Origin of the sequence: Octadecabacter temperatus (assembly GCF_001187845.1) — a bacterium.
GTDB lineage: Bacteria > Pseudomonadota > Alphaproteobacteria > Rhodobacterales > Rhodobacteraceae > Octadecabacter > Octadecabacter temperatus.
The window spans coordinates 104,761-117,702 of record NZ_CP012160.1 but is presented as its reverse complement, the minus strand read 5'-3'; the positions used below and the strand labels follow the sequence as shown (position 1 = coordinate 117,702).

General features: G+C 54.6%; 14 protein-coding genes. 9 read left to right on the top strand and 5 right to left on the bottom strand.

The window, feature by feature from the left end:
- Nucleotides 1-31: 31 nt before the first annotated feature.
- From OSB_RS00625 to ilvD, 4 genes are all read right to left on the bottom strand, one after another.
- Complete coding sequence (locus OSB_RS00625) at nucleotides 32-421, bottom strand: hypothetical protein (protein WP_049833156.1); 390 nt, start codon at nucleotides 419-421, stop codon at nucleotides 32-34.
- A 9-nt stretch (nucleotides 422-430) separates the two neighbouring features.
- Nucleotides 431-1,204, bottom strand: a complete 774-nt coding sequence (locus tag OSB_RS00620) for a DUF6478 family protein (RefSeq protein ID WP_049833155.1) — start codon at nucleotides 1,202-1,204, stop codon at nucleotides 431-433.
- Between the two features lie 87 nt (nucleotides 1,205-1,291).
- Nucleotides 1,292-1,984, bottom strand: a complete 693-nt coding sequence (locus OSB_RS00615; RefSeq protein WP_049833154.1) for a hypothetical protein — start codon at nucleotides 1,982-1,984, stop codon at nucleotides 1,292-1,294.
- Nucleotides 1,985-1,989: 5 nt separating this feature from the next.
- Entirely contained in the window at nucleotides 1,990-3,723 is a 1,734-nt protein-coding gene (gene ilvD / locus OSB_RS00610) for a dihydroxy-acid dehydratase (protein WP_049833153.1), read from the bottom strand.
- Between the two features lie 108 nt (nucleotides 3,724-3,831).
- Between ilvD and OSB_RS00605 the strand changes: the two genes are divergently transcribed.
- From OSB_RS00605 to OSB_RS00570, 8 genes are all read left to right on the top strand, one after another.
- Entirely contained in the window at nucleotides 3,832-4,203 is a 372-nt protein-coding gene (locus OSB_RS00605; RefSeq protein WP_049835989.1) for an ACT domain-containing protein, read from the top strand.
- Nucleotides 4,196-5,077, top strand: coding sequence for a CPBP family intramembrane glutamic endopeptidase (locus OSB_RS00600; protein ID WP_234967409.1), 882 nt, complete (start codon nucleotides 4,196-4,198; stop codon nucleotides 5,075-5,077). The genes OSB_RS00605 and OSB_RS00600 overlap by 8 nt, the downstream gene beginning before the upstream one ends.
- 54 nt (nucleotides 5,078-5,131) lie before the next feature.
- Nucleotides 5,132-6,073: an acetyl-CoA carboxylase, carboxyltransferase subunit beta gene (gene accD, locus OSB_RS00595; RefSeq protein WP_049833151.1), complete on the top strand. Its 942-nt coding sequence runs from the start codon at nucleotides 5,132-5,134 to the stop codon at nucleotides 6,071-6,073.
- A 69-nt stretch (nucleotides 6,074-6,142) separates the two neighbouring features.
- On the top strand, nucleotides 6,143-7,411 hold the full coding sequence (locus tag OSB_RS00590; protein WP_049833150.1) for a bifunctional folylpolyglutamate synthase/dihydrofolate synthase: 1,269 nt from the start codon (nucleotides 6,143-6,145) through the stop codon (nucleotides 7,409-7,411).
- Complete coding sequence (locus tag OSB_RS00585; protein ID WP_049833149.1) at nucleotides 7,408-7,947, top strand: hypothetical protein; 540 nt, start codon at nucleotides 7,408-7,410, stop codon at nucleotides 7,945-7,947. Before OSB_RS00590 ends, OSB_RS00585 begins: the two co-directional genes overlap by 4 nt.
- Before the next feature lie 147 nt (nucleotides 7,948-8,094).
- Nucleotides 8,095-8,709 (top strand): rhodanese-like domain-containing protein, encoded by a 615-nt coding sequence (locus tag OSB_RS00580; RefSeq protein ID WP_049833148.1) that lies wholly within the window; start codon nucleotides 8,095-8,097, stop codon nucleotides 8,707-8,709.
- Nucleotides 8,710-8,951: 242 nt separating this feature from the next.
- A complete protein-coding gene (locus OSB_RS00575; protein ID WP_049833147.1) occupies nucleotides 8,952-9,584 on the top strand; it encodes a rhodanese-like domain-containing protein in 633 nt (210 codons plus the stop codon).
- Between the two features lie 20 nt (nucleotides 9,585-9,604).
- Entirely contained in the window at nucleotides 9,605-10,486 is an 882-nt protein-coding gene (locus OSB_RS00570; RefSeq protein WP_049833146.1) for a LysM peptidoglycan-binding domain-containing protein, read from the top strand.
- On the opposite strand, the gene zapE is transcribed toward OSB_RS00570, so the two are convergent.
- Nucleotides 10,483-11,556 carry a cell division protein ZapE gene (gene zapE / locus OSB_RS00565; protein WP_049833145.1) on the bottom strand — a complete coding sequence of 358 codons (1,074 nt, stop codon included), beginning with the start codon at nucleotides 11,554-11,556 and terminating at the stop codon, nucleotides 10,483-10,485. The two genes, OSB_RS00570 and zapE, sit on opposite strands and share 4 nt — an antisense overlap.
- A gap of 147 nt (nucleotides 11,557-11,703) precedes the next feature.
- Here zapE and OSB_RS00560 point away from each other — a divergent pair, with 147 nt between their 5' ends.
- Nucleotides 11,704-12,942 (top strand): MFS transporter, encoded by a 1,239-nt coding sequence (locus tag OSB_RS00560; RefSeq protein WP_049833144.1) that lies wholly within the window; start codon nucleotides 11,704-11,706, stop codon nucleotides 12,940-12,942.

Genomic DNA, 12,942 nt, shown 5'->3' with positions numbered 1-12,942 from the left:
GCCCCCTGCCCGCCCACCGCAGGTAACTGACCTAGTGGTTCGCAGTTTCAACGCAATGACGGCGGAATGCCTTCTTCAGCATATCCAACTCGGCGCGCAGCAATGACATTTCCGCGCGAATATCTTCTGCAAGCGCATCACCCGCGACAATAGAAAAACTTCCCAAAAGCAGGTCTTCGCCGCGGTCACGTATAACAAATGTTTGCACACCGTCAGCGATACGATCCGTTGGGATCGGCACGCTTACACGCCATGCTTCTTCAACACGGTCTTCCTCAACCACGACCCCATCAACCGGAAAATCCAGATGCGTCACCTCGATGTTTGGCTTCCAATCCGCTTCGCGACCATGATGTTTCAGCGATCCGTGCCAAACCCCTTCAACGAGGCGCAGTTTTGTCAGCACAATATTCTCAGACATAACGCCCCCTTAAAGCTCCGCGCGAGGATGGCGCGAGAATGTCACATCGCGGATCGTGACTTGGTTCATCTCTGGTCCTTCAAAGATCAGATCAATCCACATCGCCTCAACGCGTTTTTCGTTCAATTTTGTATAAGCCAGGTCGAATTCGACCATCACATTGTCACCGTTCATCGGCAGTTCGCGTACGATCTGTTCGGTATTTGGCCCGTGACGCACGTTAAGACGCGCGAAAATTTCTAGCGGCTTTTCAACCTCGACAATCGCTTCCATCCGAAGAAGATGCCTGCGCAACAAACCTTCGCAGGAGGTCTGCGGTAAATTCAACACGAGACTCAGGAAAGAACCATCAAAACGGAACACGTCCATGCGCAATCCAAACGGTGCCAAATCTGCTTCGCGCGTATTGCGCAGCTGGCGCAGGGTCAGCTCGGAAATCTGGCAATCGTGAAAAATCGTCACCTCGTCACCCAGCATTGTTTTGCTGTCGACCGAGGACATGCCTTTAACCGGTAGTGCGCCGCGCCACAGTTGCGGGCGCCATGACCAGTCGGTTCCTGCTGGTTTGGGAAACGAGGAAGACCCAATACGTGGCAACGCCAAACGGCTGTCGGCGGTGTAGGTCAACTCATCCAGTTTCTGGCGTAAAATGCGGGCTTCGTTGCGTTGGTTACGCAGCGAGGACAGGTCCGTCGTTCCGGCTGCGTTCGCAGCACGAGACCAAAACGCGCGCGCGCGCCGCGAAAGCAGCTTTTCGAAGAGTGATGTGCGTTGCTGTCCCATTGCGGTCCGATAGAATCCTTTTCTCCAGACCATACCTGACAAATTGTTGCGCAAAAGGAAACAATTTGCGGGATTTTCTTCGCAATATCAGCGGTTTTCTTCGTCCTCGGCCTCGGCGACTACAACCTGTGCGTTAACTTCGCCCAGTTCATCCATTGCGACGGTCAACAAACGTTCACCCTCACCACGGCTTAGTGCATTGCGATCAAAACTTAGCACTGAGATCGTCGCAAGGCGCCCGTTGATGTCTTGGAAGCCACGCCATTGCGGGCCGCTTGTCCCTGCAAACACTGGGCCTGAGGTATCTTCGAACCGCGCCAGAACACCCGTTTCGCTGGTCGTTGTGCTCACTTCAGCGACATTCGCAAGATCGCCACTGCCTGCCAACAAAGCACGACCGTTTTCTGTTTCAAGGAACTGCGCAAATGCAGTTTCGTTGCCTGCAACGCTCGCCGTGTCTTCATCGCCAAATTGAATCGTAATCAAGCCGTCGAGTGATGGCATTAACGCTACGTCATCGGACAATAGGGCACAACCAGCAAGCACGGCAAAGCCACGCCGCGCGTTGCTTGCGCCTTGATCGACGCAGTACGCCTCTGGGCCGCGGGCACGCACATCACCACCCAAAAGCGATAACGTGCGAATACCTTCATTCGTGGCGTCAGGTGCAGCACCGACGCTGGCCAATTGATCAGCGACGTTACCCGCCACACCTTCGATGTTTTCGCAACCTGCGAGGCCAATCAAAAGCAATCCAAAAACACACAAACGCACAGACATGATCCTTACAGATCCATGTAAATGTGGCGTTCTTCTTTCGCGCCCGGATGGGTCACCGCACCGTTTAGCGCGCCACCAACAAGTTGGGCGTACTTCCACAGAGCGCCTGACGCATAGATTGTCTCTCTCGGGCCAGCCCATTCAGATTTGCGCTTCGCAAGCTCATCATCGCTTAGGTCAACGGACAGCTCTCCAGTGACTGCGTTGATTGTGATCATGTCGCCGTCTTTCAGCAGACCAATCGGCCCGCCGTGCGCGGCTTCTGGGCCAACGTGACCGACGCAGAACCCACGGGTCGCGCCAGAGAAACGGCCATCCGTGATAAGTGCCACCTTCTTGCCCATGCCCTGACCGGACAGTGCAGCAGTTGTTGCCAGCATTTCACGCATTCCCGGACCACCGGATGGGCCCTCGTTACGGATAACCAGTACTTCGCCTTCTTCATAGGCGCGGGCCTTAACCGCTGCGAACGTGTCTTCTTCACATTCGAATACGCGTGCAGGGCCGGTGAAGGACTGCTCGTCCTCAGACATACCGGCAACCTTCACAATCGCACCTTCAGGCGCGAGGTTACCCTTAAGGCCAACAACGCCACCGGTTTCGGTGATCGGGTTCTTTACTGGATAGATTACCTTGCCGTCAGCCTCGCCTTTGATCATGTCGAGCTCTTCGCCAATGACCTTGCCGCTCGCAGTCATGCAATCGTCGTGCCACAGACCAGCCTTTTGCAATTCTTTCATAACGACAGGAACGCCACCAACCTCGAACAGGTCTTTGGCGACGTATTGGCCACCAGGCTTAAGGTCGACGAAGTAAGGTGTGTCTTTGAAGATGTCGCAGACATCAAAAAGGTTGAAATCGATGCCAGCTTCGTGGGCAATCGCCGGAAGGTGCAGGCCAGCATTAGTCGAACCACCCGTACAAGCAACAACGCGCGCAGCGTTTTCAAGCGACTTGCGCGTGACAACATCACGGGCGCGGATGTTCTTGGAGATCAGGTTCATGACCGCCTCACCAGAGGCTTCGCCGTACTTGGCGCGGTCTTCATATGGTGCTGGCATGCCTGAGGAGTTCAACAGCGCAAGCCCAATTGCTTCGGAAACGCAGGCCATTGTATTGGCCGTGAACTGACCGCCGCAGGCACCCGCGGATGGGCATGCAACGCGCTCAAGCACGGCGAGTTCTGCATCAGACATTTGGCCCGCTTGGTATTTACCCACGGCCTCAAACATATCCTGAACGGTGATGTCTTTGCCCTCATGTGAACCCGGAAGGATCGACCCGCCGTACATGAACACAGATGGCGTGTTCAAACGCACCATCGCCATCATCATACCGGGCAAGGATTTGTCGCAGCCAGCAAGACCGACGATCGCATCATAGCAGTGGCCGCGCATTGTGAGTTCAACCGTATCCGCAATCGCGTCACGCGATGCGAGTGAGCTGCGCATACCCTCATGGCCCATCGCGATACCGTCGGTAACGGTGATCGTCGTGAATTCGCGTGGCGTACCTTGCGCTTCTTTCACACCACGTTTCACGGACTGTGCCTGCCAATTTAGGGCAATGTTACACGGTGCGGCTTCGTTCCAACATGTGGCCACGCCGACGAAGGGCTGATTGATCTGCTCTTCTGTCAGGTCCATCGCGTAGAAGTAAGACCGGTGCGGCGCGCGCGCAGGCCCTTCGGTTACGTGGCGGCTTGGCAGGTTTGTCTTATCAGTGCGGTTCGCAGTCATCGCATTATCCTTCGGAAAATCTGTTCGGAAACGGTCTAATTCGCCAACGCGGGGTCTTCAAGGTTCAATAGACTTGGCATGCGGATGCGCACGCGGCACTCTGACGCTATGAAACTCACTTTCACCCTCCTTTCTGGCGATTATGCCATCACCAGACTACCCGCCGATGCACCTATTCCCGCTTGGATCGATCAAACCGGATTAGTGAGCATCACACGTGCAGATGACGAGCTGTCTATCGTGTGCCTGTCGTCTGGAACACCAACCGAAGCTGACACCGGCTGGAGCGCATTGAGGGTTGATATGCTCGCAGCACTTGATGAACCGGGCGTCGTCATGTCTGCGGTAACGCCGATCTCATCGGCAGGGCTTGGCGTGTTCGTGATCTCGACCCATTTGCGAGACTACCTGTTGGTGCGCACAACTGAGTTAAGCCGAGTTCGCACGGTCCTTACCCAGGCGGGTAATACGATTGCCTGACCGTTATGCCCCCATGCAAATGCGCGCTGCAGCATTCACAGGTACGGCAAACTGGGTTTATCTCGGGATTGTCATGGCCATCCTTTGGTACGGGTTCCAAATTGTTTTCTTTTCGATCTATGCAATGTGGGCTCAATCTCCAAATATAGTCTCTAATCCAGCCGTAATTGACGAATTTACCTATGCCAGCACTCCAGCGGCGGTGCGTTGGACCTTAGCGACTTTCGCAATTTACACGGGTCTATTGTTGACAGCATCACGTGCCATTCATGGCATCGCTTTACGACAACTCATCGGGCCTCTCGCCACCGCTTGGGCTGAATTTTGGCGTGTTAGTCTCTATTTGTTGCCAATTTATGCACTTCTCATCTTGCCGAGTTTGTTTGAACCCGAAGCGGAACAACAATTTGACTTTGTGCGCTGGCTTTTGCTTCTTCCTGCGATCCTTCCGCTGATCTTTGTGCAAATCAGCGCAGAAGAATTGGTGTTTCGGGGCTACCTGCAAAGCCATTTTGCGGCACTATCACGCCACCCGATCATCTGGATGGGCATTCCATCTTTCTTGTTCGGACTGATCCACTACGACCCGTTAACCGTCCCCTATTCAGCTTGGGCCTACGTCGTTTGGGCGACCTGCCTTGGTCTCGTCTGTGCTGATCTGACCGCACGTTCTGGCACACTTGGGCCCGCCTTTGCTATTCACTTCATCAACAATGTCGGTGCAATGGTTATTCTCGCTGCGGATACTTGGCTTTATGGTGCCGCATTGTTCGTTTGGCCAATGTACGGCCTTGCTTGGGAACCTTGGATACCGTTTGAGGCGCTGATGCTTATCACAGTCTGGCTTTGTGCCCGTCTGGCGATACGGCGTTGATTGCAATTCGCGCCACGTCAGCTTATCTCATTTCCAACACCAAAAGAGGGTCCCATGAACTGGATTTCCAACTACATCCGTCCGCGCGTCAATTCTATCTTCTCACGTCGCGAAGTACCCGAAAACCTTTGGACCAAGTGTACCGAGTGCGGCACGATGCTGTTTCACCGCGAATTGGCTGAAAACCTGAATGTTTGCACGTCTTGCGGCCATCACATGGCGATTACGCCACGCGACCGTTTCACTGCATTGTTTGACGGTGGAATTTTCGTTGAAGTAGACGTTCCTGCACCGACATCTGACCCATTAAACTTCCGCGATCAGAAAAAATATCCGGACCGGATGAAAGGCGCGCAAAAGAAAACCGGCGAGCAAGAAGCGATGCTTGTCGCTGAAGGTGAAATTGGCCGAACGCCAATTGTTGCCGCGGCGCAGGACTTTAGCTTTATGGGCGGCTCAATGGGCATGTATGTCGGCAACGCGATTATCGCTGCTGCTGAACGTGCTGTTGAAATGAAGCGTCCACTGGTACTGTTTTCAGCCGCTGGCGGTGCGCGCATGCAGGAAGGGATTTTGTCCCTCATGCAGATGCCGCGCACAACTGTCGCCGTTGAGATGCTTAAGGAAGCGAACCTACCCTATATCGTCGTGCTTACGCATCCGACGACAGGTGGCGTCACGGCGTCTTATGCGATGTTGGGTGATGTTCATATCGCTGAGCCGAACGCATTGATCTGCTTTGCGGGCCCGCGTGTTATTGAACAGACGATCCGTGAAAAGCTGCCCGAAGGTTTCCAACGTGCCGAGTACTTGCTCGATCACGGGATGCTCGACCGTGTAACAGAACGTGGCAAAATGCGTGATGAGCTTATCACGATCACGCGCATGTTGATGGGACTTGATCCTGTGGTTGCAGGTGAGTTGCCCGCGCCAGACGAGGCCGATCAAGCTGAGCCTGAAAAAACTGCAGAGGCAGAAAGCGCGACCAAGGATTAAACCTGTATGTCGCGCTCGACGACGCGTTCGAGATTGTAAACTAGCCCCCTGCTCAAACTGGAGCTCTTCATGACCCAGAAATCTGACCAGATCCTCGAACGTATGATGGCGCTGCACCCTAAGATCATTGATCTGACGTTGGATCGCATGTGGCGGCTCCTAAACGCGCTCGGCAATCCCGAACGCCGCTTGCCGCCCGTCATCCACATTGCGGGCACCAATGGTAAAGGGTCAACGCAAGCCATGATCCGCGCAGGTCTTGAGGCGCAAGGAAAGCGTGTTCACGCCTACACGTCCCCCCATTTGGCACGCTTTCACGAACGCATCCGTCTTGCAGGGCAGCTGATTTCCGAAGAGGCACTGACCGAAGCGTTGGACCGCTGTTACGCAGCCAACAACGGCGAAACCATCACCTATTTCGAGATCACGACCTGCGCCGCGATCCTCGCCTTCGCGGAAACGCCTGCGGATTACACTTTGCTTGAGGTTGGCCTTGGCGGACGTTTGGATGCCACCAATGTCATCGACCCAGCGCTAAGTATCATCACCCCTATCGACCTCGACCATCAGCAGTTCTTGGGTGACACATTGCCGGAAATTGCCGCTGAGAAGGCGGGCATCATCAAGCGCGGCGTGCCATGTATCGTCGGGCCACAACACGACGATGCGATGGATGTTATTGAGACAAAAGCCGCACGTCTTGGCGCGCCACTGATCGCGTATGGACAGCATTTTCATGTCTCTCAAGAACGGGACCGTTTAATCTATCAAGATGAAACCGGTTTGCTCGATCTGCCCTTACCGGCACTTCGCGGACCCCACCAAGTTCAGAACGCGGGCGCGGTCCTCGCAGCACTTCGCCACCTCGGGGCAGACGAGTCAGCCTGCGAAGCGGCCCTCACAGATGCGACATGGCCTGCACGTATGGAACGCCTGACGACAGGCCCCTTAGTGGAACGCTGTGCCCCTGCCGAGCTTTGGCTTGATGGCGGACACAATCCCGCGGCGGGCAAAGCGATTTCGGCAACACTAGCGACGCTACCCAAGCGCCCAACCCATGTAATCTGCGGCATGTTGAACACCAAAGATGTAGCAGGTTTTATGACGCCCCTCGCGCCGCACGTCCAATCCCTTATTGCAGTCGCTATTCCCGGCGAGGCGAATACGCTTCCGGCACAAACAACAGCAGACGCCGCGACGTCTGCAGGTATCAGTGCGACGACTGCTGAAAGCCTAGACATTGCCTTGGACGCGATTTTGGCGACGGAACCAAATGCGCGCATTCTAATTTGCGGATCACTGTATTTTGCCGGCCATGTAATGAGAGAAAACGTATGATCCGGCTTGCTGCAATTCTTACCACGCTTGCGCTTCCTTTGCAGGCTGCTGACTTTGAGTTCTGCTGGGAAGGTGACAACGGCTATCGCATGGAGGGCACCATGAGCGTGCCTGATGCTGTATTGAACCGCTCGCTTCTTACGCATGATGATATTTCGGCATTCTTTATTGTTGGCTTCAAAGACGACGTGCCGTTGGGGACATGGGACATGCGCCAGCTGGCCCCGACAACAAGCTGGAACCTCAGCTTTGATCCGCGAGGTATGGTCTTTCCGACGGGCGGGATGCACGACAGCGAAAAGGGCCAATCGTGGAATGCTGGCGGGCGTGCCGATGATTGTGGAGACCCTGGGTTTGGCTTCAATTCAGGAACAAACGCGCAAGACCTCTGCGTTAATAACGTATGGCATACGGACAGTATGATCAGCCGATACACACGCTTTCCGGTTTTCCCTGCGGGGTCTCAGAACCTCGATTGTGGTGGTGTCGCGCTGCTTGGAAGCCTTCCTTCTTACGCCCATTCCGCGAGCAAATAGACTCACCCTTAGGAAAAACGAATCACTTTTCACGTTTTCCTTTGACGAGTGATTCGCGATACCTCTATATATTGCTTCCAAATCTATCTGAGCGCTGGCTTGCCAACTTTGCCACAAGATTTAGCGCTATTCGTTGGGGGACGAGGGATGAAACGCACGGTTTTGGCTTGCACATTGATGGCGATCTCTACCGCCAGTGCGGCTGAGCTACTCCCAGTTACGGCTGATGCGGTATTCACGTTCAACGGGCAGGAATTTACGATCTCACGTGCCAGTACGATCGACCAAACAACGATCACAGCGCTTTCCCAAACCTCAGCAACCTGCCCGAGCCCCTGCTTGTCACCAATGGTTGTCGCACGAAACGTGCCGACAATGGGCGAGCTGGAGGTCATCGACTTTTTATCAAATCAGGTTGAGTCCGGCGAAGGGCTATTGATTGACGCACGCCTGCCAGCTGACCGTGCATTGGGGTTCATTCCCGCATCAGTCAACATTCCAGCTGCGACCGTCGCCCCAACAAACCCGTACCGCGACGAGATCTTGATGGCGCTAGGTGCTGAGCAATTCCAAGGCGTGTTTAACTTTACGGACGCAATGTCACTGGTGGTTTTCGATGCAGGCCCTGCAACACAAGATGCATCGACGCTTATTACTGACCTTCTAGCAGCCGGTTATCCCACTGAAAAAATCGGATACTACCGCGGCGGCATGTTGGTTTGGTCAACGTCCGGCCTTTCAACGGATGCGGCAACGCAATGACCGATGAATTTTCATACCCCATTCGATGTGCTGCCCACATTGATTGGGTTTCTATTTCGGCAGCCTAAAACCGTAGGCACCGACACGATTTTGGCAGGGCGAGGCGGCACTTATTTCAGCGCCGTTTCGCAAAACGCAGGCGAAACCAGTGGCGCTTTTTGGGGTGCGCTCACGTCACTGGATCAACAAAAGAGCGCGCCCCACGAACAACCTTGGTGCAACGAGATGAAGAGAGGCCGAAGATGAATTACCCATTTCTAACGGCCGCGCTTTGCATCTTCGCAAGCACTGCAATGGCGCAAGATGTGCGGATTACGACGTTTAAGTCAGACAGTTCGTTTACCCTGAATGGTCAGGCTTTCACCGTGACACGCGACCAAAACACCAACGCGACGTTGCGCGGCGAATATGCACTGACCTCTCGCGCATGCCCACCGCACTGCCTCCAACCCCTTGTAGTGGCAAACGGTGTTAATACCTTTGCTGAGCTTGAAGTGCTAACCTTCTTGGAAGGGCAAGTCACTGGAGGCACCGGCCTATTGATCGACGCGCGTGCACCGGCTGACTACGCAACGGGGTCGATCCCTGGATCAGTTAACGTTCCCCTCCCCACGCTTGCACCTGACAATCGTTTTCGCACTGACATCCTTCGCGCACTTGGCGCTGTAGGGCAGGATGCTGAGAACCTAGATTTTTCCCAAGCGATGGCACTGGCGTTTTATAGCGGCGGGCCTTGGTCAGATGATGCGCCAACAGCGATTGAAAGCTTGTTGGCGGCAGGTTACCCAGCCGAAAAACTATTCTACTTTCGTGGTGGCATTCAGGCGTGGGCACACGCTGGTCTGACCATTCAAAACTCACAAAACCCCGGTTAATTCCTTTTGAGGCTTCTTTCATGATCCGCACCACCGTTGCTATGTTTTTGTTCGCGCTTATTATTTGTGGTCTCATTATTTTTCGCCCATTTACCGAGGGCGAAGAGGTCGCAGGCGATCGGTTAGGCACACCGATCGAGGCGGGTGTAGAAGTCACTCGTGCCGCAACACCTGACTTGGCGGCTTTGACAGAGGCAGCCGTTGCCGTAGCCCCACTAACCACGGACCCCGCCACAGGTTTGGTAGAGGCCCCGCGTCGGATCGACGTTGCACGGCCCAACACAGACGACACACGTTTGTCAGACATGACCAACAACGTGCTTGCCGAGTTGGGGTTCGCAGGGGTCGAAACCGTAACCACAAACAGTCAGGCGCAACGTGAGTCGACGTCCGATATCTTAGCTGGCATCGAAGCGGCGACAGGCCATCGTTCGGTTCTGGAAGAAAGTGATACCCTCGAGGCGATCGTGATCGCAGCACTGCAGGCAGGCGAAACTGACGAGAGCATCGACATGATCGTTAACGCGGCCGCAGCGGCAGGGACAGTGGCTGTTCCCGAAATTCTCGTCACATCGGACGGGCGCGTAGATACACATGTGTTGCTGAACAATATCGTAACACAGGCGCAAATCGCTTCCGGTGGCGAAGCTCCGGAAATTCCAGAAGTCTCCCCTGACAACACCGCGGGTATGGAAATTCGTGTCGTTCAACGCGCAACCGACGACGTTGAAGCACGGTTCTATACTGTTCAAAGCGGTGACAGCCTTGGTGCGATTTCGATTAAGTTTTTTGGCTCAATTGAACATTTCGAGACGATCTTTGAGGCAAACAAAGGTTTGCTTTCTAGCCCCGACCGCATTCGTGTTGGTCAGCGTCTCGTTATTCCACAACTGGACGCCTAGGCTTTGCCCCAGTCGACGCCCTGCATTTCTCGTAGGCGACTGGCGGTACGTTCGAATTCAAACACCCCTTCCCCTTCGAGGTAAAGCATCTCGGGTTCGGCAGCGGCAGAGGCGATCAGTTGCACCTTCACCTCATAGAGTGCGTCGATCAGGGTAACGAACCGTTTTGCCTCGTTGAAGTTCGCGCGCCCCAACCGCGGAATATCTTCGAGCACGAGAACCCGCACAGTTTCAGCTATCGCAAGATAGTCCGCTGCACCCAAGTACACACCGCATAGATCATGAAATTTGGCGCGCGCGACACCGTTGTCGAATTTGGGTAGGACAACATCGCGCCCTTTGATCTTAAGCGTCAGTTTCTCAGCAGAACCGCTAGACAATTGCTGCCACGTTGCCTCAATTTTCTCGCGTGCCTCAGCATTGTTCGGTGTGAAATAACTTTGCGCGCCCTCAAGGAATGACTGCCGGTAGTCCAACTCACTTGCAAGCTCGTGCACTTCCATCCGATCTTTCAGAAGCGCAATGAAGGGGAGGAAAAGCTGTCGATTTAAACCGTCTTTGTACAAATCATCCGGAACGCGATTGGACGTCGTAACAACGACAACGCCAGCGGCAAACAGCGCTTCAAACAAGCGCCCGACGATCATAGCATCAGTGATGTCCGAAATCTGCATTTCGTCAAACGCCAGAAACCGTACACGCGCCGCCAAGTCTGCAGCAACAGGTGCAATTGCGTCCTCAACACCATCTTTTCGGGCTTGCGCAATCGCCGCGTGGACCCATTGCATAAATGCGTGAAAGTGACTGCGTTGCTTTGGAAGCTCAACCGTTTCGTAGAGCAGATCCATAAGCATGGATTTGCCACGCCCCACACCGCCCCAAAGATATAGGCCCTTCGGTCCCTGAACTGGCGCAGCTTTGCGGAACCATCCGCTTTTGGGTGCAACAGGTACATCCAATAACGCAACCCGCACGCGTTCCAATGATACGAGTGCGGCACGTTGCACCGGATCATCGTGCAACTCAGCTGCGGCTACGCGGCGTTCATATTCTTCTTGGACCGTTCCCATGCCGCCTTGTTAGTCACCCAATGCGCCCCCCGCAATCCGCGTCGTGGTGTCTTTGGCTCGATAGTCGCAATCAAACCGCTATCTGTGATCCCACCCATCACAATTCGCGAGTTGACCTAAGGTGCTTTTCCCCATCACAGTCGCCCAATGGAACGCCAAGCAAATCTCGTCACACCCGTCCTTGTTGCAGGCTGTGTAATCATCATGGTCAGCTTCGCTGTGCGAGCTTCTTTCGGTGTGTTCCAGATTCCCATTGCTGACGAATTCGGTTGGGCGCGGGCTGAGTTCTCGCTCGCCATTGCGATCCAAAACCTTGCTTGGGGAATCGGTCAACCGATTTTTGGCGCGCTGGCCGAACGGTTGACGGACCGTAAGGCTATCATCATCGGGGCCATTATCTACGCGATTGGTCTTGTGCTATCTGCAAACGCAATCACGCCGTTCGGCCTCCAGTCATACGGTTGGCTTGTTGGGTTTGGTATTGCCGGGACTGGCTTCGGTGTCATTTTAGCCGTTGTTGGCCGCGCGGCGTCTGATGAAAACCGATCGATGTCACTGGCCATCGCCACCGCTGCCGGGTCCGCAGGCCAGGTCTTTGGTGCGCCCATGGCAGAGTTCTTGCTGAGCTTCATGCCATGGCAGTCGGTGTTCCTTGTGTTCGCCGGTTTGGTCATCGCATCGCTCATGGTTTTGCCGATGATGCGTGCACCGTCCACCGCCTCCAAGCTTGAGTTGGAGGAATCCATCGGGCAAGTCATTACGCGTGCCTTCCGCGATCCGTCCTATACGCTGATCTTCCTTGGCTTCTTTTCATGCGGTTACCAGCTCGCGTTTATCACGGCACATTTTCCGGCAATGATTACCGAAATGTGCGGTCCGATTTTGCCAGGTGGCGCACTACATAACATTGGTATCACCACGACGTCCGCGCTTGGAGCCGTGGCGATTTCGCTGATCGGGCTTGCCAACATTGTCGGCACGCTTCTCGCGGGTTGGGCTGGTAAGCGCTATTCCAAGAAATATCTTCTCGCAGGCATATACACCGGCCGGACAATCGCTGCAGCGTTGTTCATTGCGTTACCAATTACACCGACGACGGTAATCATATTCTCCGTTGTGATGGGGTCACTTTGGCTTGCAACAGTGCCGCTGACCAGCGGGTTGGTCGCGCATATTTATGGGCTGCGCTATATGGGAACGCTGTACGGTATCGTGTTCTTTAGTCACCAGCTTGGCAGTTTCTTAGGTGTTTGGCTCGGTGGTCGCCTTTATGATGCGTACGGCTCTTACACGACTGTTTGGTGGGTCGGTGTCGGCATTGGCGCGTTTTCAGCGATCATTCATTTGCCCATCCGCGAAGATCGACGAATTGCGCAAGCGACCTAG